We start from the raw sequence: 23315 nt of genomic DNA on the forward strand, positions 1-23315 counted from the left end.
AAAGGTTTCTTTATGAATATAAGAGGGTATAATAGTAGTACTGTTAATTAAGCAAAATATAAACTATAATAGATTATATGGTTAAATTTTATATAAATAAAAATAGTGAGGTGAATAGAATGAAGTTATACAATACGTTAACTAGGTCAAAAGAAGAATTTGTACCATTAGAAGAAGGAAAGGTAAAAATGTATGTTTGTGGACCTACAGTTTACAACTACTTTCATATAGGTAATGCTAGACCATTTATAATATTTGAGACATTTAGAAGGTACTTAGAATATAGAGGATATGATGTAAGCTATGTTCAAAACTTCACAGATGTAGATGATAAGATAATAAAAAGAGCTAATGAAGAAGGGATAACTCCGGAACAAGTTGCGGATAAATACATAGAGGAATATTTTAAGGATGCAGATGGACTAGGGATAACAAGAGCAACTGTACATCCAAGAGTAACTGATAATATAAAAGAAATTATAGATTTCATAAAAGAATTACAAGATAAAGGCTATGCTTATGAAGTAGATGGAGAAGTATACTTTGACACTCAAAAATTTGAAGGATACGGTAAACTATCTAAGCAAAATCAAGAAAATTTAGAAGCTGGAGCTAGAATAGAAGTAGATTCTAAAAAGAAACATCCAATGGACTTCGTTTTATGGAAACCTAAAAAAGATGGAGAACCAGGTTGGGAAAGTCCATGGAGTGTAGGTAGACCAGGTTGGCATATAGAATGTTCAGTAATGTCTAAGAGATATTTAGGAGACACTATAGATATACATGCAGGTGGACAAGATTTAGCATTCCCTCACCATGAAAATGAAATAGCACAAAGTGAAGCTAGAAGTGGAAAAACATTCTCTAATTACTGGATACATAATGGATATATCAATATAAATAATGAAAAAATGAGTAAATCTAAAGGTAATTTCTTTACAGTAAGAGATATTGCTGATAAGTATGATTTAGAAGTAGTAAGATTCTTTATGCTTTCTGCTCATTATAGAAATCCAGTAAACTTTAGTGATGAAATGTTAATGCAAGCTAAATCTGGACTTGAAAGATTATACAATACTAAAGAAAAATTAGAGTTTACAATAAGTAACTTAAAAGATGAATCTATAAAAGAAAATGAAAAAGAATTACTAAAAGAGTTAGATTCATATAGAGAGAAATTTATAATAGCTATGGATGATGATATAAATACAGCAGATGCTATAAGTTCTATATTTGAATTAGCTAGATTTATAAATTCTAATGTAAATGAAGAATCATCAATTGAGTTTGCTAAAAAATGCTTAGCAGAATTTGAAGAATTAACTAATGTATTAAATATAGTAAACAAAAAACAAGAAGAAGTATTAGATGCAGATATAGAAAAGCTAATACAAGATAGAGTTGATGCTAAGAAAAATAAAGATTTTGCATTAGCAGATGAAATAAGAAATAAATTATTAGATATGGGTATCGTATTAGAAGATACTAGACAAGGAACTAAATGGAAAAGGGTGTAATAAATGGATAATATAAACTTAGCTACGGTATCACCACTAGTGCTTGCTTATTTAGGAGATACTGTTTATGAATCATATGTAAGAGAGTATCTTATAAGTAAGAATGTAAATAAAAAAGTTAATGATTTACATAAGACAGCGATAAAGTATGTAAAAGCTAAGGCACAAGCTAATATAATACTTACCATAGAAGATTCCTTAACAGAAGAAGAGCACAGAATATACAAAAGAGGCCGTAACCAAAAGTCTCATACATCACCCAAAAATGCAGATATTATAGATTATAAAAATGCAACAGGGTTTGAAGCTTTAATAGGATATCTTCATATGAAAAAAGATTATGACAGGCTTAATGAGATAATGAAAAAAGGAATTGAAATAACAGAAGATAACATGTAACAATAAGAGGGCTATCTCTAAAATAGAGATAGCTCATTTTTTGTAATAAAACTATATTATGACTCATTTTGTCTAAAAATAAGGTATAATATAATAATAAACTATTAAGGAGGTACAATTATGAAAGTTAAAGTAATAGCTCATACACCGGAACCAGAAAAGGTAATATCTATGGCTGCAAAATTATGTTATTCATCTGTTGGAGTTGATGGAATAGAAGAAAATTTAACTGATGAAAGCGTAGAAAAGTTTTTAAATATGTTAATAAATATAGGACATGAATCTCCATTAGAGCATGTTTCATTTACATTTGCTGTAGAAGGTATATCAAGAAGTTGTTCGCATCAAATTGTTAGACATCGTATAGCAAGCTTTTCACAACAAAGTCAAAGATATGTTAAACTTAATCAATTTGAATATATAGTTCCTCCTGAAATAGATCAGATCGAGGAAGCTAAAGAGTTATTTATAGATGCTATGAAGAAAGATCAGGAGAGTTATGATAAGTTAGTAGATATCTTATTTGAAAAACATTATAATAATTTAATAAAAAATGGAAAAAATGAGAAAGAAGCTAAAAGAGATGCAGAAAAGAAAGCAATCGAAGATGCAAGATATGTTTTCCCTAATGCATGTGAAACAAAAATGGTATTTACGATGAATACTAGAAGTTTATATAACTTCTTTAACCATAGATGCTGTGAAAGAGCTCAATGGGAAATAAGAGCATTAGCAATCGAAATGTTAAGACAGGTAAGAGAAATATCACCTATATTATTTAAGAATATAGGACCTAAATGTATAAAAGGACCATGTCCAGAAGGAAAAATGACATGTGGAAAAATTGTACAAATAAGAGAAAAATTTAATAATTTATAGGCGGTGAAGTATTTTGGCAAATATAGAAGGTAGAAACCCAGTTATAGAAGCTATAAAAAATGACAGAGAAATAGATAAATTAATGATAGCCAATGGAGCTAAAGAAGGATCTATAAAAAAGATAATAGCTATGGCAAAAGAAAAAAACATAGTTATTCAATATGTAGATAAACACAAATTAGATGAAATAAGTACAAGTCATGCACATCAAGGCGTAATAGCTAGTGTAAGTGAATATGAGTACTATGAATTAGATGAATTAATTAAAAGTGTAGCTGAAAAAGGAGAAGACCCATTTTTTATAATATTAGATGAAATAACAGATCCTCATAATTTAGGGTCAATAATAAGAACTGCTGATGCTGTAGGAGCACACGGAGTTATAATACCTAAAAGAAGATCAGTACATATAACGCCTACAGTAGTAAAGGCATCTGCAGGTGCTGTAGAGTATGTTCCAGTATGTAAAGTAACAAATATAGTGAATACTATAAAGACATTGAAGGAACATGGATTATGGATTGCAGCAGCTGACATGGATGGACAAACATTCTATGAGCAAAACTTAACAGGACCAATAGGGCTAGTAATAGGAAGTGAAGGCTTTGGAATATCAAGACTTGTCAAGAAAAATTGTGACTTTACAGTTAAGATGCCTATGGTAGGAAATGTTACTTCATTAAATGCATCAGTAGCAGGAAGTATACTTTTATATGAGATATTTAAACAAAGAATGGGTAAGTAAATAGGTAATGAAACGCAAGATTAATCATTATCTAATAATTGATGGATATAATATTATAAATGCATGGGAAGAGTTACAGAAGATTTCAGTTGATGATTTAGATGCGTCTAGAGAAAAATTAGTTGATATTATTATAGAATATGCTGAATTTTCAGGGCAGAAAGCTATAGTAGTATTTGATGCTTATAATGTGAAAAATTCTATGGAAAAAGTTGAAAAAAGAAAGCATATAACAGTAGTTTACACAAAAGAACACCAAACAGCAGATAGTTATATTGAGAAATTAATAACATCTTTATCTAGATATGATGTTGTTAAAGTAGCGACGAATGATTATGCAGAACAACAAATAGTTCTAGGAAAAGGAGCTAGTAGAATTTCAGCAAGAGAGCTAAAAATAGACATTGAAGATGCTAAAAATAAGATGAAAAGTAAACAAATAATATCAGAACGCAAAATACAAAGAAATTGGTTAGAAGATAGATTAGATAAAGAAACTTTGTCGAAACTTGAGAACATTCGTAGAAACCGTTGAAAATACTAAGTTTTTTAAACTATAATATACCTATGAAATTAAGTAATGGGGGAGATTAAAAATGTTAGTAGCTAAAGAAAAGGGGATTGAATTTATAAATAGTTCACAACAAGATGAGTATGAAATAGTATTAAAAGCTAATAAAGGGGATAAACTAGCACTAGAATATATAATTACTAAATATAAAAACTTTGTTAAATCAAAGGCAAAGTCATATTTTTTAGTGGGTGCGGATAAAGAAGACATAATTCAAGAAGGTATGATAGGTCTTTATAAAGCTATAAGGGATTTTGACGGAAGTAAGACGAATTCATTTAAGTGTTTTGCAGAGATATGTATAACTAGACAAATTATAACTGCAATAAAAACTGCAACAAGACAAAAACATATACCTCTTAACTCATATGTATCTTTAAATAAGCCTATATATGATGAGGAATCAGATAGAACTTTGTTAGATATAATTGCTACGAGTATAATAACTGATCCAGAAGAGTTAATAATAAGCAAAGAAGAGCTTAGAAATATAGAATCTAAGATGAATGAAATTTTAAGTAAATTAGAATTAGAAGTTTTAGAATTGTATTTAAATGGCAAGTCTTATCAGTATATAGCTGATAGACTAAATAGAGATGTTAAATCAATAGATAATGCGTTACAAAGAGTAAAGAGAAAATTGGAAAAATATCTTGAAAACAGAAATAATTAATAGTAAAATACTTAGCATAAGCTTAATGTAAGCATTAACAAATTTAATATTAAAGGGAGGAATTCAAAATGGCTAAAGCTAAATTTGAAAGAAATAAACCGCACGTTAATATAGGAACTATAGGTCACGTTGACCACGGTAAAACTACACTAACAGCTGCTATAACAAAAACATTATACGATAGATATCAATTAGGAGAAGCTGTAGACTTCGCTAATATAGATAAAGCTCCAGAAGAAAGAGAAAGAGGAATCACAATATCAACTGCACACGTTGAGTATGAGACTCCAAACAGACACTACGCTCACGTTGACTGCCCAGGACATGCAGACTACGTTAAGAACATGATAACAGGTGCTGCTCAAATGGACGGTGCTATATTAGTTTGTTCTGCAACAGATGGACCAATGCCTCAAACAAGAGAGCATATATTATTATCAAGACAAGTTGGTGTACCATATATAGTAGTATTCTTAAACAAATGTGATATGGTAGACGATGAAGAATTATTAGAGTTAGTTGAAATGGAAGTTAGAGACTTATTAAATGAGTACGAATTCCCAGGAGATGACACTCCAATAGTAAGAGGATCAGCTTTAATGGCATTACAAGATTCTTCTTCAGAGTGGGGAGATAAAATAGTTGAGTTATTCGAGCAAATAGACGAATATATACCAGCTCCAGAGAGAGATGTAGATAAAGACTTCTTAATGCCAGTAGAAGACGTATTCTCTATAACAGGAAGAGGAACAGTTGCTACAGGTAGAGTTGAAAGAGGAGTATTAAAGGTTCAAGACGAAGTTGAATTAGTAGGTTTAGCTGAAGAGCCAAGAAAGTTAGTAATAACAGGAGTAGAAATGTTCAGAAAGTTATTAGATCAAGCACAAGCTGGAGATAACATAGGAGCATTAATAAGAGGTATACAAAGAAATGAAATAGAAAGAGGACAAGTTTTAGCTAAGCCAGGAACTGTTAAGCCTCACACTAAGTTCAATGCAGAAGTATACGTATTAAAGAAAGAAGAAGGTGGAAGACATACTCCATTCTTCGATGGATACAGACCACAATTCTACTTCAGAACAACTGACGTAACAGGAGCTTGTAAGTTACCAGAAGGTGTAGAAATGGTTATGCCTGGAGATAACATCCAAATGACTATAGAGTTAATAAACTCAATAGCAATAGAAGAAGGATTAAGATTCGCAATAAGAGAAGGTGGAAGAACAGTAGCATCAGGTGTTGTTGCTTCTATAATAGAGTAATCTCTTATTCCTTATAAAATAGTTTTTTAAAACTAAAAAAAAGAGGGGGATGTCCTCCTCTTTTTTTAACTTGAAAGTAACAAAAACATTGACATGCCTACTGATTTGTGATAATTTATATGAGGTGATGATTCAAAAATGAGATATTGAACCTATTATACAGAGTAGGCAATAAAGTTAACAATATATATATTGTATTTACGAGTTGGAGGTGTAGCAGATGAGAGTAAAAGTTACTTTAGCATGTACAGAGTGTAAGCAAAGAAACTACAACACTACTAAAAACAAGAAAAATAACCCAGATAGAATAGAACTACAAAAGTACTGTAGATTCTGTAAGAAGCATACTGCTCATAAGGAAACAAAATAGTTTTTATTAAGGATGTGAGTGTGGAATGGCTGCCCAAATAAATGAAAGTCCAAGAAGCAAGAAAAAGTTTAGCTTTTTTAGATATGTTAAAGAAACTAAACAAGAATTAAAAAGAGTTACGTGGCCAACAAAGAAAGAGCTTTTAAAGAACACAGGAGTTGTTTTAACTGTTGTTGTTTCGGCTACTATCTTAGTATGGGCTTTAGATAGTGTATTATCTGGTGCACTAAATCTAATACTAAAATAGAAAGGAAGAATCAGAATGTCGGAATTACAAGAGGCTAGATGGTATGTTGTACATACTTACTCAGGTCATGAAAATAAAGTTAAAGCAACAATTGAAAAAGCTGTTAAAACAAGAGGTATGGAAGATTGCATAACGCAAGTAGTTGTTCCTACTGAAGAAGTAGTTGAGACTACAAAAACTGGTAAAGAAAAAACTAGACAACGTAAGGTATTTCCAGGGTACGTTCTAGTTAAAATGGTAATTACTGATGAATCTTGGTATGTCGTAAGAAATACTAAAGGGGTTACTGGGTTTGTAGGACCAGGGTCTAAACCAGTTCCTTTAAGTGAAGAAGAAGTAATTGCTATGGGCATAGATACAGCTGTTCCTAAATTAGTAAGCGGAGACATCAATTTTGAAATTGGAGAAATTATAAAGGTTGCTAATGGTCCTTTTGAAGGTCAAATAGGAACTATAGAAGAAATAGACCTGGAAACAAAAGAAGTAAAAGTGTGTATAGATGCTTTTGGTAAAAAAACTCTATTTGCAATAGATTACAAAGGCATAGAAAAATATAACTAGAGAATAAATAATCTGAGGAGGTGCGCTCAATGGCTAAAAAAGTTATAGGTCAAATAAAATTACAAATACCTGCAGGGAAAGCTACACCAGCTCCACCAGTTGGACCAGCATTAGGACAACACGGTGTTAATATAATGGGATTCACTAAGGAATTCAATGCTAAAACTGCAGATCAAGCTGGGATGATAATACCAGTTGTTATAACTGTATATCAAGATAGATCTTTCAGTTTCATAACAAAAACTCCTCCAGCTGCAGTATTATTAAAGAAAGCTGCTGGATTAGATACTGCTTCAGGAGAGCCAAACAAGAAGAAGGTTGCAACTTTATCTTCAGCTAAAGTAAGAGAAATAGCTGAGTTAAAAATGCCTGACTTAAATGCTGCTTCTGTAGAAGCTGCTATGAGTATGATAGCTGGTACTGCTAGAAGTATGGGTATCGTTGTTGAAGACTAATTACTAATTAATTTTTAATTAGTTATCTTCACTTGAAAAAGTGGGAGGTAAAAAACCAATATAACCACAAGGAGGACATGAAAATGGCTAAAAAAGGTAAAAAGTACGTAGAAGCTTTAAATAAAATAGATAGAACTAGATTATATGATGCTTCAGAAGCTTTAGCTTTAGTTGCTGAGGTAGCTAGTGCTAAGTTTGATGAGACTGTAGAAGCTCATATAAAATTAGGTGTTGACTCAAGACACGCTGACCAACAAGTAAGAGGTGCGGTTGTATTACCACACGGAACTGGTAAAACTAAAAGAGTTTTAGTTTTCGCTAAAGGAGCAAAAGCTGAAGAAGCTACTGCTGCTGGAGCTGACTTTGTAGGTGCTGAAGATTTAGTACAAAAAATACAAGGTGAAAACTGGTTTGAATTTGATGTAGTTGTTGCTACTCCAGACATGATGGGTGTAGTAGGTAGATTAGGTAGAGTATTAGGACCTAAAGGTTTAATGCCAAACCCTAAATCAGGGACAGTTACTTTCGATGTAGCTAAAGCTATAGATGAAATAAAAGCTGGTAAGGTTGAATACAGATTAGATAAAACTAACATAATACACGTTCCAGTAGGAAAAGTATCTTTCGGTGGAGAGAAATTAGCTGAGAACTTTGCAGCATTAATGGATGCAATAGTTAAAGCTAAGCCAGCTGCTGCTAAAGGACAATACTTAAGAAGTATAGCTGTTACTTCAACTATGGGACCTGGAGTTAAAGTAAACCCAGCTAAAATAGCTGAGTAATAAAAACTCTTGACAATAGTAAATGACGATGTTAAAATAAAACACGTTGATAAATAAAAAAGAATAGATTTGCCGTAGACAGTAGGTGCTTTAAGCTTAATATTCCTACCGAGGTTTTAGATAAATTTTGATGCTAAAGCTTTTGTACGTCTATATAGATTGCAAAAGCTTTTGATATTTACGGCAGATACCTATCGGATAAAGGAGGTGCTGACTAGATGAGAAAAGCTATAGAAGTAAAATCACAAGTTGTTGCTGAAATAGTTGAGAAGTTACAAAACTCTTCTTCTGCTATAGTTGTTGATTACAAAGGATTAACAGTTGAAGAAGTAACTGAATTAAGAAAGAAAATGAGAGAAGCTGGTGTTGAATACAAAGTATACAAAAACACTTTAGTTAGAAAAGCAGCTAAAGAAGTTGGTATAGAACAATTCAATAACGAGTTATTAGTAGGAACTAATGCGATAGCATTTGGATACGAAGATCCAGTTGCTCCTGCTAGAATAATAAAAGAATTCATGGATTCTCATCCTAAGATGGAATTAAAAATGGGTGTAGTTGAAGGAGAATTCTACGGTAAAGAAGATATCGTTGCATTCGCTAACATACCATCAAGAGAAGTACTTCTTGCTAAGTTACTTGGAAGCTTAAAAGCTCCAGTATCAAACTTCGCATACTTAATAGATGCAATGATCAAGAAGCAAGAAGGACAAGAAGCTTAATAATAGCTTGAAATTAAAATAAAAATTAATTAACAATTAATAAATTAAAAGAATATAATTCGGAGGTGCTAACAATGACAATAGAACAAATATTAGAAGCTATAGAAAATATGAAAGTTTTAGAATTAAATGAATTAGTTAAAGCTGCAGAAGAGAAATTCGGAGTATCTGCTTCAGCTCCAGTTATGATGGCTGGTGCAGTTGCTGGTGGAGCTGCTGAAGAAAAAACTGAGTTTGACGTAGTATTAGCAAGCGCTGGTTCTTCAAAAGTTGGAGTTATAAAAGCAGTTAGAGAAATAACTGGATTAGGATTAAAAGAAGCTAAAGAATTAGTTGACAATGCTCCTAAGACATTAAAAGAGGGAGTTTCTAAAGACGAAGCTGACCAAATGAAAGAGAAATTAGAAGGTGCTGGAGCTTCAGTAGAAGTTAAGTAGTTTTCTTTTGAAGAAGATGTCCTTGAGGCATCTTCTTTTTTTTTCTAAAAAATACAGAAAATAGTTGTATATTTTATAAAAAAGAGAATTATAGTTTGATTTTTTGAACATAATAAATAATGCATATTTTATGTCGAACAAAAAAAGTGCAATATTATGCATATACATAAAAGTTATATATTGAAAAAAGCTTGCAATTATGTTAAAATTATTAGATGCGTTAGAATAAACTATGGTTTTATTTTTAATTAATGAGAGGTGAAAAGTGAATGCCACATCCTGTCACGATAGGTAAGAGAACTAGAATGAGCTACTCTAAAATAAAAGAGATAGCTGATGTACCAAATCTTATAGAAATACAATGCGATTCCTATGAGTGGTTTTTAAAAGAAGGTTTAAAAGAAGTGTTTGAAGACATTTCACCTATAGAAGATTATACAGGTAATCTTATATTAGAATTTGTTGACTATTCTTTAGATGAGAAGCCGAAGTATGACATAGAAGAATGTAAAGAGAGGGATACTACATATTGTGCACCTCTAAAAGTTAAAGTAAGACTTATAAACAAAGAAACAGGTGAAATAAAAGAACAAGAAGTGTTTATGGGTGATTTCCCTTTAATGACAGAAAAGGGAACATTTATAATAAACGGAGCAGAAAGAGTTATAGTAAGTCAGTTAGTTAGATCTCCTGGAGTTTACTATGCTCAAGAGATGGATAAATCAGGTAAAAAACTGATATCATCTACTGTTATACCTAACAGAGGTGCATGGTTAGAATATGAAACAGATTCTAATGATGTTATATCTGTAAGAGTTGACAGAACTAGAAAACAACCTGTTACAGTCTTATTAAGAGCATTTGGAATAGGGTCAGATGCAGAGATAATAGAGTTATTAGGTGAAGATGAAAGACTAATGGCTACATTAGAAAAAGATAACACTAAAACTGTAGAAGAAGGTCTTATAGAAATCTACAAGAAATTAAGACCAGGCGAGCCGCCAACAGTTGAAAGTGCATCATCACTATTAAATGCATTATTCTTTGATGCTAAGAGATATGATTTAGCTAAAGTTGGTAGATACAAGTTTAATAAAAAACTTGCATTATGCTATAGAATAATGAACAAAGTAGCAGCTAATGATATTATACACCCAGAAACAGGTGAAGTATTCGTTAAAGCTGAAGAAAAAATATCTTTAGAAGAAGCAATAGCTATACAAAACTCAGGAATAAATGTTGTTGAGTTATTAACTGAAGATGAAAAAACTGTTAAAGTTATAGGAAACAACTTTGTAGACATAAAATCACATATAAGCTTTGATATAGATGATTTAAATATAAAAGAAAAAGTTCACTATCCAACTTTAAAAGAAATTTTAGACGAATATAGTGATGAAGAGGAAATAAAAGAAGCAATAAAATCTAGAATGAAAGAGCTTATACCAAAGCATATATTACTAGATGATATAATAGCTTCTATAAGTTACCAATTTAATATATTCTATGGAATAGGTAATATAGATGATATAGACCACCTAGGAAATAGAAGAATAAGATCAGTTGGAGAGTTATTACAAAACCAAGTTAGAATAGGTCTTTCAAGAATGGAAAGAGTTATAAAAGAAAGAATGACTGTTCAAGATATGGAATCTATAACTCCTCAAGCTTTAGTAAACATAAGACCTGTGTCAGCTGCTATAAAGGAATTCTTCGGAAGTTCGCAGTTATCACAGTTCATGGATCAAACAAACCCATTATCAGAGTTAACTCATAAGAGAAGACTATCAGCACTTGGACCAGGAGGTCTTTCAAGAGAAAGAGCTGGATTCGAAGTTCGTGACGTTCACCATTCTCACTACGGAAGAATGTGTCCAATAGAGACTCCAGAGGGACCAAACATCGGTCTTATAAACTCACTAGGAACATATGCAAAAATAAATGAATTTGGATTTATAGAATCTCCTTATAGAAAAGTTGATAAAGCTAATAAGAAAGTAACTGATGAAATACATTACTTAACTGCTGATGAAGAAGATTTATTCATAAGAGCTCAGGCTAATGAGCCTTTAGATGATAATGATGCATTCGTAAATAGCAGAGTTGTATGTAGAACTGTAAATGGAGCCATGGAATTAGTTCCAACTGATAAGGTTGATTACATGGATATATCTCCTAAGCAGGTTGTGTCTATAGCAACAGCTATGATACCATTCTTAGAGAATGACGACGCCAACCGTGCACTTATGGGATCAAACATGCAACGTCAAGCGGTGCCTCTAGTAAGAAGAGAAGCTCCTATCATAGGTACAGGAGTTGAGTACAGAGCTGCAAAAGATTCAGGAGCAGTTGTAGTAGCTAAAAACTCTGGTATAGCAGATAGAGTAACTGCAAATGAAATAATAATAAAAAGAGAAGACGGAAATAAAGATAGATACAAGCTTCTTAAGTTTAAGCGTTCTAACCAAGGTACTTGTATAAACCAAACACCTATAATAACTAAAGGTGATAAGATTGAGGCTGGAGATGTTATAGCTGATGGACCATCTACAGAAATGGGAGAAGTAGCATTAGGAAGAAACTGCTTCATCGCATTCATGACTTGGGAAGGTTATAACTACGAGGATGCTATATTAATAAATGAAAGACTTGTAAAAGAAGATAGATTATCTACTATTCATATAGAAGAATATGAGTGTGAAGCAAGAGATACTAAACTAGGACCAGAGGAAATAACTAGAGATATACCTAACGTTGGAGAAAGTGCTATTAAGAACTTAGACGAAAGAGGTATAATCAGAATAGGTGCAGAAGTAGATTCTGGAGATATATTAGTAGGTAAAGTAACTCCTAAAGGAGAAACAGAGCTTACAGCAGAAGAAAGATTACTTCGTGCAATATTTGGAGAAAAAGCTAGAGAAGTAAGAGATACTTCATTAAAAGTTCCTCATGGAGAATCTGGTATAATAGTAGATGTAAAAGTATTCACTAGAGAAAATGGTGATGACTTATCTCCAGGTGTTAATGAATTAGTTAGATGTTATATAGCTAAGAAGAGAAAAATAAGAGTTGGAGATAAGATGGCCGGGCGTCATGGTAACAAAGGGGTTATATCTAGAGTATTACCTGAAGAAGATATGCCATTCATGGAGAACGGACAACCACTTGACATAGTACTTAACCCACAAGGTATACCATCACGTATGAACATCGGACAGGTTCTTGAAGTTCACTTAGGACTTGCAGCTAAGACTTTAGGATGGCACGTAGCTACATCTGTATTCGATGGAGCTAAAGAGCCAGATATAAGAAAAGCATTAGTTGAAGCTGGTTATCCAGATGATGGAAAAGTAACTTTATATGATGGTAGAACTGGAGATGCTTTCGATAATAGAATCACAGTAGGATACATGTACATGCTTAAACTACATCACTTAGTTGATGATAAGTTACATGCAAGAAGTACAGGACCATACTCTTTAGTAACTCAACAACCTCTTGGTGGTAAAGCACAATTTGGTGGTCAGAGATTCGGAGAGATGGAGGTTTGGGCACTAGAAGCATATGGTGCAGCTCACATACTTCAAGAGATACTTACTGTTAAGTCTGATGACGTTGTAGGACGTGTTAGAACTTACGAAGCTATCGTTAAGGGTGAAAATATACCTGAGCCAGGTATACCAGAATCATTTAAAGTATTAATAAAAGAACTTCAAAGTTTATGCTTAGATGTAAAAGTATTAACAGAAGAAGATCAAGAAATAGAAGTAAGAGAATCAATAGATATCGATGAAGATGCTAAAGAATTTGAGTTAGACGTTATGGAGAATGTAAGTGAACTTGAAGAAAATAGCATAGTAGAAGAAATCGATGAATTTGAATCAGAAGAAGACGATATACAAGAATTAGATTTTGAAGAAGATGTAGTTTATGAAGAAATAAACTATGAAGATGAAGACTTTGATATATAGTTTCTTATTTTAAGTAAATCTCAAATAGAAGGGAGAGAACTCCTTGTTTGAACTAAACAATTTCGAGTCAATAAAAATAGCATTGGCTTCTCCAGAGAAAATAAGACAATGGTCTAGAGGAGAAGTAAAAAAGCCTGAAACAATAAACTACCGTACGCTTAAGCCAGAGAAAGATGGTCTTTTCTGTGAAAGAATATTTGGACCTCAAAAAGACTGGGAGTGTCATTGTGGTAAGTACAGAAGAGTAAGATATAAAGGTGTTGTTTGTGATAGATGTGGAGTAGAAGTAACTAAGGCAAAGGTAAGAAGAGAAAGAATGGGACATATAGAGCTAGCAGCTCCTATGTCTCATATCTGGTACTTCAAAGGTATACCAAGTAGAATGGGACTTTTACTTGATATGTCACCTAGATCACTAGAGAAAATACTATATTTTGCATCTTATGTAGTAACTAATCCAGGAGAAACTGGATTAAATGAAAAGCAATTATTAACAGAAAAAGAGTACAGAACTGCTGTAGAAAAGTATGGATATAATACTTTTGAAGTAGGAATGGGTGCTGAAGCTGTTAAAAAGCTTTTACAAAATATAGATTTAGAGCAACAAAGTAAAGAATTAAGAGCTGACTTAAAAGATAGTACAGGTCAAAAAAGAGTTAGAACAATAAGAAGATTAGAAGTTGTAGAAGCATTTAAGAAATCTGGAAATAAACCGGAGTGGATGATACTAGATGCAATACCAGTTATACCACCAGATTTAAGACCTATGGTTCAATTAGATGGTGGAAGATTTGCTACATCTGACTTAAATGATTTATACAGAAGAGTTATAAATAGAAATAATAGATTAAAGAGATTATTAGAGCTTGGAGCACCTGATATCATTGTAAGAAATGAGAAAAGAATGCTTCAAGAAGCTGTAGATGCTTTAATCGATAATGGTAGAAGAGGTAGACCAGTAACTGGACCTGGTAATAGACCATTAAAGTCATTATCAGATATGCTTAAAGGAAAGCAAGGACGTTTCCGTCAAAACTTACTTGGTAAGCGTGTTGACTACTCAGGACGTTCTGTTATAGTTGTTGGACCAGAACTTAAATTCTATCAATGTGGTCTTCCTAAGAAGATGGCTCTTGAATTATTCAAACCATTTGTTATGGATAGACTTGTTAAAGAAGGATACGCACATAATATAAAAAGTGCAAAATCTATAGTAGAAAAAGTTAAACCAGAAGTATGGGATGTATTAGAAGATGTTATAAAAGGGCATCCTGTAATGCTTAACCGTGCTCCGACTCTACACAGACTAGGTATACAAGCATTTGAACCAGTTTTAGTTGAAGGAAAAGCTATAAAGCTACATCCTTTAGTATGTACAGCATACAATGCTGACTTCGACGGAGACCAAATGGCGGTACACGTTCCGTTATCAGTTGAAGCTCAAGCAGAGGCAAGATTCTTAATGTTATCTATAAATAACATACTTGCTCCTAAAGATGGTTCTCCTATAACTACTCCTTCTCAGGATATGGTTTTAGGATGTTACTACTTAACAATAGAGGCTCAAGAAGGTGCTAAAGGTACTGGATTAATATTTAAAGACTATAATGAAATGATGCTTGCTTATGACAATGGTGCAGTTACATTACACTCTTTAGTAAAAGTAAGAAGAACTATTGAAGGTATAGGAACTCAATTAGTAGAAGCTACAGTAGGTAGATTTATATTCAATGAAAATATTCCTCAAGACTTAGGTTTTGTTGATAGAAATGAAGATAAATTTGCATTAGAAGTAGATTTCTTAGCTGATAAAAAGTCTTTAGGTAAGATAATAGATAAGTGTTTCAGAAAACATGGAAATACAGTTACAGCTCAAATGCTAGACCACATAAAAGCTTTAGGATTTAAATATTCTACAAGAGGTGGTATAACAGTTGCGGTTGCCGACATGAAGATTCCAGAAGCTAAAAAAGGATATTTAGCTGAAGCTGAAACTAAAGTTGATAAGTATGAAAAAGCATACAGAAGAGGACTTATATCTAATGAGGAAAGATATGAGAGAGTAATAGAAACTTGGACAGAAACAACTGAAAAAGTTACAGACGCTCTTATGGCTAACCTAGATAGATTAAACAATATATTCATAATGGCTCACTCTGGAGCCAGAGGTTCTAAGAACCAGATAAGACAGTTAGCAGGTATGCGTGGTCTTATGGCCAATGCATCTGGTAAGACGGTTGAGATACCAGTTAAATCTAACTTCCGTGAAGGTTTATCAGTACTTGAGTACTTCACATCTTCACATGGTGCTAGAAAGGGTCTTGCCGATACAGCTCTACGTACAGCTGACTCAGGATACTTAACAAGAAGACTTGTTGATGTCAGTCAAGATGTTATAGTTAGAGATGTAGACTGTGGAACAACAGAAGATACAGAAATCTTTGCAATAAAAGATGGAAATGAAGTAATAGAAGAATTATACGATAGAATAGTTGGAAGATATACTATAGAAGCTGTAGTTAATCCAACTACAGGTGAAGTAATCGTTGAAGCTGACTCTATGATACAAGAAGATCAAGCTGAAAAGATTATAGAAGCTGGAATAGAAATAGTTAAGATAAGAACAGTTCTTAATTGTAAAACTAACCATGGAGTATGTTCTAAGTGTTATGGTAGAAACTTAGCTACTGGAAAAGAAGTTAATATAGGAGAAGCTGTTGGTATAATAGCTGCTCAATCAATCGGTGAACCAGGTACTCAGCTTACAATGCGTACTTTCCATACAGGTGGGGTTGCCGGTGGAGATATAACACAAGGTCTTCCAAGGGTAGAGGAATTATTTGAAGCTAGAAAACCAAAAGGTCTTGCTACTATAACTGAAATAACAGGTAGAGTAGAAATAGATGAAACTGGTAAGAGAAAAGAAGTTACAGTAATTCCAGAACAAGGTGAAGCACAAGTTTATGCTATACCTTATGGTTCAAGAATAAGAGTTAAGAATGGACAATCTGTTGAGGCTGGAGAGGCGTTAACTCAAGGATCAATAAATCCTCATGATATAGTAAGAGTTAAAGGAATCGAAGGTGTTCAAGATTACGTTGTTAAAGAAGTTCAAAGAGTTTATAGAATGCAAGGTGTTGATATCAACGATAAACATATAGAAGTAATTGTTAGACAAATGCTATCTAAAGTTAAAGTTGAAGATCCAGGTGATACTGATTTATTACCAGGAGGATATGAAGATGTTCTTACATTCAACCAAACTAATGAAGAAGCAGTAGCTCAAGGTTTAAGACCAGCTTCAGCTACAAGAGTATTACTTGGTATAACTAAAGCTTCTCTTGCAACAGAATCATTCTTATCAGCTGCATCATTCCAAGAAACAACTAGAGTATTAACTGAAGCTGCTATAAAAGGAAAAGAAGATCACTTAATAGGTCTTAAAGAGAATGTTATAATAGGTAAGTTAATACCTGCTGGAACAGGAATGAAGAGATATAAAAATATAGCTGTTGAAAAGATAGAAGAGTAATTTTACTTTACTATATAAAATAAACATAACTTGACATAGTGCATGTGTGATGCTAAAATGTAAAGGTATGTAAAATAAAGATATTGAATATTACTAAGGGATAACTCCCTTAGTAATATTTTAAATATATTTTAATAAAAAAGCATAATAATATGCACCAAACTAAAGTGCTAAAACCACACTTGTGTGTTATAGACATTTATTGTTAATGTAGCTTATGCTACATCTGATATCAATATGAGTTCATATTGATGTAGTTGGCGGTCATTTAAGATCGAAAAATTTGGAAGGAGGTGCAGATGATGCCAACAATTAACCAATTAGTTCGTAAGAGAAGAAAAGCGATAGAGAAAAAATCTACTGCTCCAGCATTACAAAAAGGATATGATTCTTTACACAAGAAATCTACTGATGCTAGTGCTCCACAAAAAAGAGGGGTTTGTACTTCAGTAAAAACATTTACTCCTAAAAAGCCTAACTCAGCTTTAAGAAAAGTTGCCAGAGTTAGATTAACTAACGGTATAGAAGTTTCTGCTTATATACCAGGAGAAGGACACAACTTACAAGAGCATAGTGTTGTTCTTATAAGAGGAGGAAGAGTTAAAGACCTTCCAGGGGTTAGATACCACATATTAAGAGGTACATTAGATACAGCTGGTGTTGATAAGAGAATGCAAGCAAGATCTAAGTACGGTGCTAAGAGACCTAAAGCTGCAAAGAAATAAGCAATTAAAAATCAATTATAGTTCGGTGCTTTAAATATATATATATTTATGGCATCACGGCGTTTTTAAAGTAATGTCGAGTACCTATGATTTAAGATTAAATAATTAAGGAGGGAAGCAAAATGCCAAGAAAAGGTAATGTTCCAAAGAGAGAAGTTTTACCAGATCCAGTATACGGAAGTAAGGTAGTAACTAAGTTAATAAACAATTTAATGATAGATGGAAAAAAAGGAAAATCTCAAAAGATAGTATATGATGCTTTCGAGATGATCGCTGAAAAAACTGGAGAAGAAGCTTTAGAAGTATTCGAAACAGCTATGAATAATATAATGCCTGTTTTAGAAGTTAAAGCTAGAAGAGTTGGTGGAGCTAACTACCAAGTACCAGTTGAAGTTAGACCTGAAAGAAGACAAACATTAGGTTTAAGATGGTTAGTAAACTATACTAGAGCTCGTGGTGAAAAAGGTATGGTTGAAAAACTAGCTAAAGAAATAATGGATGCTGCTAACAATACAGGAGCTTCTGTTAAGAAGAAAGAAGATACACATAAAATGGCAGAGGCTAATAAAGCATTTGCTCACTACAGATTCTAATAATAGGATATATTTGATATCCTATTATTAGGGATATCGTAAGGAGGATAACCATGACTAGAAAGTTTCCTTTAGAAAGAACTAGAAACATAGGGATAATGGCTCATATAGATGCAGGTAAAACTACTACTACAGAGAGAATACTTTTCTATACAGGGCAAACACATAAAATAGGAGAAACTCATGAAGGAGCTTCTCAAATGGACTGGATGGAGCAAGAGAAGGAGAGAGGTATAACAATAACTTCTGCTGCTACTACTGCTGCTTGGAAAGACCATAGAATAAACATAATAGATACTCCAGGACACGTCGACTTTACAGTTGAGGTTGAAAGATCTCTAAGAGTTCTTGATGGTTCTGTTGCAGTTTTCTGTGCTAAAGGTGGGGTTGAGCCTCAATCTGAGAACGTATGGAGACAAGCTGATAACTACGGAGTACCTAGAATGGCATTCGTAAACAAAATGGATATAATGGGTGCTGACTTCTACAATGTTGTAGCAATGATGAAGGATAGACTAGGAGCTAACGCTGTACCAGTTCAATTACCAATAGGTAAAGAAGATTGGTTAGAAGGTGAAGTAGACCTTGTTGAAATGTGCGCACATATATACAAAGATGATTTAGGTGTTGAGATAGTAAAAACTGAAATACCTGAAGATATGAAAGAATTAGCTCAAGAGTGGAGAGAAAAGCTTGTAGAAGCTGTTGCTGAAACTGATGAAGAGTTAATGATGAAATACCTTGAAGGTGAAGAATTTACTGTTGAAGAAATAAAAGTTGCTATAAGAAAAGCTACTATAGCATGTGAAATGAACCCAGTATTCTGTGGTTCTGCTTACAAGAACAAAGGTGTTCAATTATTATTAGATGGTGTTGTTGATTACTTACCAGCTCCAACTGATATACCAGCTATAAAAGGTGTATTAGAAGATGGTGAAGAAGCAGAAAGACATGCATCTGATGAAGAACCATTCTCAGCTTTAGCATTCAAGATAATGACTGACCCATTTGTAGGTAAGTTAGCATTCTTCAGAGTTTACTCTGGAGTTATATCAAGTGGATCATATGTTTTAAACTCTACTAAGAACAAGAGAGAGAGATTAGGACGTATACTACAAATGCATGCTAATACTAGAGAAGAAATAACTGAAGTATATGCAGGAGACATAGCTGCAGCTGTTGGATTAAAAGATACTACTACTGGAGATACTTTATGTGATCCAGCTAGCCCAATAGTACTTGAGACTATGGAATTCCCTGAGCCGGTTATATCTGTTGCTATAGAGCCTAAATCAAAAGCTGCTCAAGAGAAGATGGGTGTAGCTCTTCAAAAATTAGTTGAAGAAGATCCAACTTTCAGAGTTAGAACTGATGAAGAAACAGGACAAACTATAATCTCAGGAATGGGTGAATTACACTTAGAGATAATAGTTGATAGATTATTAAGAGAATTCAAAGTTGAAGCTAACGTTGGTGCTCCACAAGTTGCTTACAGAGAAACTATAACTCAACCAGTTGATATTGAGCATAAGTACTCTAAGCAATCAGGAGGTAGAGGACAATACGGTCACGTTAAGATCAGAGTTACTCCTCAAGAGCCAGGTTCAGGATATAAATTTGAAAATAAAACAGTTGGTGGATCTGTACCGAAAGAGTACGTTGGACCAACTGATGCAGGTATACAAGGAGCTATGGCTGCTGGTGTAGTTGCAGGATTCCCAGTTGTTGACGTTGCTGTTGAATTATACGATGGTTCTTACCATGAAGTCGATTCATCAGAAATGGCGTTCAAAATGGCAGGATCAATGGCTATGAAGGATGCTCTTAAGAAAGGTAATTCTGTATTACTTGAGCCTTACTTCAAAGTTGAAGTTGTTACTCCAGAAGATTACATGGGAGACGTTATGGGTGGATTAAACTCTAAGAGAGGTTTAATACAAGGTATGGAAGCTAGATCTGGTGCACAAGTTATAACTGCATTCGTTCCACTTTCAGAAATGTTTGGATACTCTACTGAGTTAAGATCTTCTACTCAAGGTCGTGCAACTTACACAATGATATTCGATCATTACGAGCAAGTTCCAGCTTCAGTTGCTAAGAAAATAGCTGAAGGTAAATAATTAATTTAATTAATTTTGTATATAATAAGTAAGGTGGGGTTATCTCACCTTACTATAAAAATAAACCAATATTAAAGGGAGGAATTCAAAATGGCTAAAGCTAAATTTGAAAGAAATAAACCGCACGTTAATATAGGAACTATAGGTCACGTTGACCACGGTAAAACTACATTAACAGCTGCTATAACAAAAACATTATACGATAGATATCAATTAGGAGAAGCTGTAGACTTCGCTAATATAGATAAAGCTCCAGAAGAAAGAGAAAGAGGAATCACAATATCAACTGCACACGTTGAGTATGAGACTCCAAACAGACACTACGCTCACGTTGACTGCCCAGGACATGCAGACTACGTTAAGAACATGATAACAGGTGCTGCTCAAATGGACGGTGCTATATTAGTTTGTTCTGCAACAGATGGACCAATGCCTCAAACAAGAGAGCATATATTATTATCAAGACAAGTTGGTGTACCATACATAGTAGTATTCTTAAACAAATGTGATATGGTAGATGACGAAGAATTATTAGAGTTAGTTGAAATGGAAGTTAGAGACTTATTAAACGAGTACGAATTCCCAGGAGATGACACTCCAATAATACAAGGATCAGCTTTAATGGCATTACAAGATCCAACATCAGCATGGGGAGATAAGATAGTAGAATTATTCGAGCAAATAGACGAATATATACCAGCTCCAGAGAGAGATGTAGATAAAGACTTCTTAATGCCAGTAGAAGACGTATTCTCTATAACAGGAAGAGGAACAGTTGCTACAGGTAGAGTTGAAAGAGGAGTATTAAAGGTTCAAGACGAAGTTGAATTAGTAGGTTTAGCTGAAGAACCAAGAAAGTTAGTAATAACAGGAGTAGAAATGTTCAGAAAGTTATTAGATCAAGCGCAAGCTGGAGATAACATAGGAGCATTAATAAGAGGTATACAAAGAAATGAAATAGAAAGAGGACAAGTTTTAGCTAAGCCAGGAACTGTTAAGCCTCACACTAAGTTCAATGCAGAAGTATACGTATTAAAGAAAGAAGAAGGTGGAAGACATACTCCATTCTTCGATGGATACAGACCACAATTCTACTTCAGAACAACTGACGTAACAGGAGCTTGTAAGTTACCAGAAGGTGTAGAAATGGTTATGCCTGGAGATAACATCCAAATGACTATAGAGTTAATAAACTCAATAGCAATAGAAGAAGGATTAAGATTCGCAATAAGAGAAGGTGGAAGAACAGTAGCATCAGGTGTTGTTGCTTCTATAATAGAGTAATCTCTCTTATTCCTTATATATATAAAAGGAAGATACATTGTATCTTCCTTTTTGTTTTGATAATAAGATAATGGAAGTTTAAACTATGCCTAAACTTTGGAAGTATAAAATTCATTGACAAAGTATAAGAAAAAAGATATACTATCGTAGTACCCGTTAAAAGTTCTCGACACTAGTTTTGTAGTAAAGAATACATACAAAAAAATATTTTGTGAAATTATAAAAAAAACTTGAAAAATAGTAAAAAATAATATAAAATATAATAGTGTGCTTGAGAGATGCGAAATCAAAAAGAGTAAAGTAATATCCTAGAGATAGGCGACGAGATACCGAGTTTATGAAAAAACACAACACACCCGGAACTGTGTATCGGTATCAGTCGTGCGTAACTAAAAAAATTAAACGTACGATAAAGGAGGGAAACTAAAATGGCTAACAATGGAAAAATAAGAATAAGATTAAAGTCATATGATCACAAATTATTAGATTTTTCAGCTGGGAAAATAGTTGAAACTGCTAAAAAAGCTGGATCACAAGTTTCAGGACCTGTGCCACTACCAACTGAAAAGCAAGTTGTAACTATATTAAGAGCTGTACACAAGTATAAGGACTCTAGAGAGCAGTTCGAAATAAGAACTCATAAGAGATTAATAGACATAGCAAACCCAACACCTAAAACAGTTGACTCATTAATGAAGTTAGACTTACCAGCTGGTGTTGATATAGAAATAAAGTTATAAGATAAGCCTCTAAGATACGATCCTATAAGGCAACTATCTTAGAATGATTATGCAAAAACATAATCCGCTGTAAGATTATAGGAGGTGCGATATGAAAGGAATATTAGGTAAGAAGTTAGGAATGACTCAAATATTCACTGAAGCAGGGAATGTAGTACCTGTAACTGTTGTAGAAGCTGGACCAGTAGTGGTTACACAAATAAAAACAACAGAAAAAGAAGGATACAATGCAGTTCAAGTAGGTTTTGTAGATGCTAAAGAGAAATCTTTAAACAAGCCTCAAAAGGGACATCTTGCTGCTGCTAACGTATTAAAGAAACACTTAAAAGAATTCAGAATGGATTCTGTTGAAGAGTTTTCAGTAGGACAAGAAATAAAAGCTGACATATTTGCAGCTGGAGAAATAATAGATGTTACTGGAACAAGTAAAGGTAAGGGATTCCAAGGTCCTATAAAGAGACATGGACAATCTAGAGGTCCTGAATCTCACGGTTCTAGATACCACAGAAGACCAGGTTCAATGGGAGCATGTTCTTTCCCAGGTAGAGTTTTCAAAAACAAAAAATTAGCTGGTCACATGGGTAGCGTTACAGTAACTGTTCAAAACTTAGAAGTAGTTAGAGTAGATGCTGATAAGAACCTTATATTAGTTAAAGGTGCTATACCAGGAGCTAAAGGTTCAGTAGTAACTATAAAAGAAGCAGTAAAGGCTTCTAAATAATAACTAACC

The 23315-nt window shown here is 33.4% G+C and carries 22 protein-coding genes and 1 other annotated feature; all 22 genes read left to right on the plus strand.

All coding sequences use genetic code 11. The annotated features are described in order from the left end of the window. Positions 1-119: 119 nt before the first annotated feature. The 22 genes from cysS (at position 120) to rplC (ending at position 23306) form a co-directional block, all read left to right on the plus strand. Positions 120-1517, plus strand: a complete 1398-nt coding sequence (gene cysS / locus ACEXNK_RS16445; protein ID WP_373600638.1) for a cysteine--tRNA ligase — start codon at positions 120-122, stop codon at positions 1515-1517. 3 nt (positions 1518-1520) lie between these two features. Then, positions 1521-1916: a Mini-ribonuclease 3 gene (locus ACEXNK_RS16450; RefSeq protein ID WP_373600639.1), complete on the plus strand. Its 396-nt coding sequence runs from the start codon at positions 1521-1523 to the stop codon at positions 1914-1916. A gap of 120 nt (positions 1917-2036) precedes the next feature. Then, a complete protein-coding gene (gene thyX / locus ACEXNK_RS16455; protein ID WP_373600640.1) occupies positions 2037-2795 on the plus strand; it encodes an FAD-dependent thymidylate synthase in 759 nt (252 codons plus the stop codon). Positions 2796-2808: 13 nt separating this feature from the next. After that, positions 2809-3540 (plus strand): 23S rRNA (guanosine(2251)-2'-O)-methyltransferase RlmB, encoded by a 732-nt coding sequence (gene rlmB / locus ACEXNK_RS16460; protein ID WP_373600641.1) that lies wholly within the window; start codon positions 2809-2811, stop codon positions 3538-3540. Between the two features lie 7 nt (positions 3541-3547). Continuing rightward, on the plus strand, positions 3548-4075 hold the full coding sequence (locus ACEXNK_RS16465; RefSeq protein WP_373600642.1) for an NYN domain-containing protein: 528 nt from the start codon (positions 3548-3550) through the stop codon (positions 4073-4075). Between the two features lie 61 nt (positions 4076-4136). Further along, on the plus strand, positions 4137-4784 hold the full coding sequence (sigH, locus tag ACEXNK_RS16470; RefSeq protein WP_373600643.1) for an RNA polymerase sporulation sigma factor SigH: 648 nt from the start codon (positions 4137-4139) through the stop codon (positions 4782-4784). Positions 4785-4852: 68 nt separating this feature from the next. After that, positions 4853-6046: an elongation factor Tu gene (gene tuf, locus ACEXNK_RS16475; protein ID WP_373600644.1), complete on the plus strand. Its 1194-nt coding sequence runs from the start codon at positions 4853-4855 to the stop codon at positions 6044-6046. Between the two features lie 220 nt (positions 6047-6266). Then, positions 6267-6416: a 50S ribosomal protein L33 gene (gene rpmG / locus ACEXNK_RS16480; RefSeq protein ID WP_021121979.1), complete on the plus strand. Its 150-nt coding sequence runs from the start codon at positions 6267-6269 to the stop codon at positions 6414-6416. A gap of 25 nt (positions 6417-6441) precedes the next feature. Continuing rightward, positions 6442-6663: a preprotein translocase subunit SecE gene (gene secE / locus ACEXNK_RS16485; protein WP_373600645.1), complete on the plus strand. Its 222-nt coding sequence runs from the start codon at positions 6442-6444 to the stop codon at positions 6661-6663. A gap of 15 nt (positions 6664-6678) precedes the next feature. After that, positions 6679-7224, plus strand: a complete 546-nt coding sequence (gene nusG / locus ACEXNK_RS16490; RefSeq protein WP_373600646.1) for a transcription termination/antitermination protein NusG — start codon at positions 6679-6681, stop codon at positions 7222-7224. Positions 7225-7253: 29 nt separating this feature from the next. Beyond that, positions 7254-7679, plus strand: coding sequence for a 50S ribosomal protein L11 (gene rplK / locus ACEXNK_RS16495; protein ID WP_180702537.1), 426 nt, complete (start codon positions 7254-7256; stop codon positions 7677-7679). An 83-nt stretch (positions 7680-7762) separates the two neighbouring features. Beyond that, positions 7763-8461, plus strand: coding sequence for a 50S ribosomal protein L1 (gene rplA, locus ACEXNK_RS16500; protein WP_373600647.1), 699 nt, complete (start codon positions 7763-7765; stop codon positions 8459-8461). Between the two features lie 54 nt (positions 8462-8515). After that, positions 8516-8645: a sequence feature (ribosomal protein L10 leader region), on the plus strand. 34 nt (positions 8646-8679) lie between these two features. Next, a complete protein-coding gene (gene rplJ / locus ACEXNK_RS16505; protein WP_373600648.1) occupies positions 8680-9183 on the plus strand; it encodes a 50S ribosomal protein L10 in 504 nt (167 codons plus the stop codon). 74 nt (positions 9184-9257) lie between these two features. Continuing rightward, positions 9258-9620, plus strand: a complete 363-nt coding sequence (gene rplL / locus ACEXNK_RS16510) for a 50S ribosomal protein L7/L12 (protein ID WP_373600649.1) — start codon at positions 9258-9260, stop codon at positions 9618-9620. Positions 9621-9889: 269 nt separating this feature from the next. Then, positions 9890-13591 carry a DNA-directed RNA polymerase subunit beta gene (gene rpoB, locus ACEXNK_RS16515; RefSeq protein WP_373600650.1) on the plus strand — a complete coding sequence of 1234 codons (3702 nt, stop codon included), beginning with the start codon at positions 9890-9892 and terminating at the stop codon, positions 13589-13591. A 43-nt stretch (positions 13592-13634) separates the two neighbouring features. Next, positions 13635-17123 carry a DNA-directed RNA polymerase subunit beta' gene (gene rpoC / locus ACEXNK_RS16520; RefSeq protein WP_373600651.1) on the plus strand — a complete coding sequence of 1163 codons (3489 nt, stop codon included), beginning with the start codon at positions 13635-13637 and terminating at the stop codon, positions 17121-17123. A 302-nt stretch (positions 17124-17425) separates the two neighbouring features. Beyond that, entirely contained in the window at positions 17426-17848 is a 423-nt protein-coding gene (gene rpsL / locus ACEXNK_RS16525; RefSeq protein ID WP_373600681.1) for a 30S ribosomal protein S12, read from the plus strand. A 122-nt stretch (positions 17849-17970) separates the two neighbouring features. After that, on the plus strand, positions 17971-18441 hold the full coding sequence (gene rpsG, locus ACEXNK_RS16530) for a 30S ribosomal protein S7 (protein ID WP_373600652.1): 471 nt from the start codon (positions 17971-17973) through the stop codon (positions 18439-18441). Between the two features lie 53 nt (positions 18442-18494). Beyond that, positions 18495-20561: an elongation factor G gene (gene fusA, locus ACEXNK_RS16535; RefSeq protein WP_373600653.1), complete on the plus strand. Its 2067-nt coding sequence runs from the start codon at positions 18495-18497 to the stop codon at positions 20559-20561. A gap of 90 nt (positions 20562-20651) precedes the next feature. Next, positions 20652-21845, plus strand: a complete 1194-nt coding sequence (gene tuf, locus ACEXNK_RS16540) for an elongation factor Tu (RefSeq protein ID WP_373600654.1) — start codon at positions 20652-20654, stop codon at positions 21843-21845. Between the two features lie 428 nt (positions 21846-22273). After that, entirely contained in the window at positions 22274-22585 is a 312-nt protein-coding gene (rpsJ, locus tag ACEXNK_RS16545; protein WP_147548011.1) for a 30S ribosomal protein S10, read from the plus strand. Positions 22586-22676: 91 nt separating this feature from the next. Further along, positions 22677-23306: a 50S ribosomal protein L3 gene (gene rplC, locus ACEXNK_RS16550; RefSeq protein ID WP_373600655.1), complete on the plus strand. Its 630-nt coding sequence runs from the start codon at positions 22677-22679 to the stop codon at positions 23304-23306. The last annotated feature ends 9 nt before the right edge of the window (positions 23307-23315 follow it).

Origin of the sequence: Paraclostridium bifermentans (genome assembly GCF_964259345.1) — a bacterium.
In the GTDB taxonomy this organism is placed as follows: domain Bacteria; phylum Bacillota; class Clostridia; order Peptostreptococcales; family Peptostreptococcaceae; genus Paraclostridium; species Paraclostridium bifermentans_B.

Coding starts and splice junctions, on each gene's coding strand:
- cysS (WP_373600638.1), top strand. CDS start 120: ATGAAGTTATACAATACGTTAACTAGGTCAAAAGAAGAATTTGTACCA.
- ACEXNK_RS16450 (WP_373600639.1), top strand. CDS start 1,521: ATGGATAATATAAACTTAGCTACGGTATCACCACTAGTGCTTGCTTAT.
- thyX (WP_373600640.1), top strand. CDS start 2,037: ATGAAAGTTAAAGTAATAGCTCATACACCGGAACCAGAAAAGGTAATA.
- ACEXNK_RS16465 (WP_373600642.1), top strand. CDS start 3,548: ATGAAACGCAAGATTAATCATTATCTAATAATTGATGGATATAATATT.
- sigH (WP_373600643.1), top strand. CDS start 4,137: ATGTTAGTAGCTAAAGAAAAGGGGATTGAATTTATAAATAGTTCACAA.
- tuf (WP_373600644.1), top strand. CDS start 4,853: ATGGCTAAAGCTAAATTTGAAAGAAATAAACCGCACGTTAATATAGGA.
- rpmG (WP_021121979.1), top strand. CDS start 6,267: ATGAGAGTAAAAGTTACTTTAGCATGTACAGAGTGTAAGCAAAGAAAC.
- secE (WP_373600645.1), top strand. CDS start 6,442: ATGGCTGCCCAAATAAATGAAAGTCCAAGAAGCAAGAAAAAGTTTAGC.
- nusG (WP_373600646.1), top strand. CDS start 6,679: ATGTCGGAATTACAAGAGGCTAGATGGTATGTTGTACATACTTACTCA.
- rplK (WP_180702537.1), top strand. CDS start 7,254: ATGGCTAAAAAAGTTATAGGTCAAATAAAATTACAAATACCTGCAGGG.
- rplA (WP_373600647.1), top strand. CDS start 7,763: ATGGCTAAAAAAGGTAAAAAGTACGTAGAAGCTTTAAATAAAATAGAT.
- rplJ (WP_373600648.1), top strand. CDS start 8,680: ATGAGAAAAGCTATAGAAGTAAAATCACAAGTTGTTGCTGAAATAGTT.
- rplL (WP_373600649.1), top strand. CDS start 9,258: ATGACAATAGAACAAATATTAGAAGCTATAGAAAATATGAAAGTTTTA.
- rpoB (WP_373600650.1), top strand. CDS start 9,890: ATGCCACATCCTGTCACGATAGGTAAGAGAACTAGAATGAGCTACTCT.
- rpsL (WP_373600681.1), top strand. CDS start 17,426: ATGCCAACAATTAACCAATTAGTTCGTAAGAGAAGAAAAGCGATAGAG.
- rpsG (WP_373600652.1), top strand. CDS start 17,971: ATGCCAAGAAAAGGTAATGTTCCAAAGAGAGAAGTTTTACCAGATCCA.
- fusA (WP_373600653.1), top strand. CDS start 18,495: ATGACTAGAAAGTTTCCTTTAGAAAGAACTAGAAACATAGGGATAATG.
- tuf (WP_373600654.1), top strand. CDS start 20,652: ATGGCTAAAGCTAAATTTGAAAGAAATAAACCGCACGTTAATATAGGA.
- rpsJ (WP_147548011.1), top strand. CDS start 22,274: ATGGCTAACAATGGAAAAATAAGAATAAGATTAAAGTCATATGATCAC.
- rplC (WP_373600655.1), top strand. CDS start 22,677: ATGAAAGGAATATTAGGTAAGAAGTTAGGAATGACTCAAATATTCACT.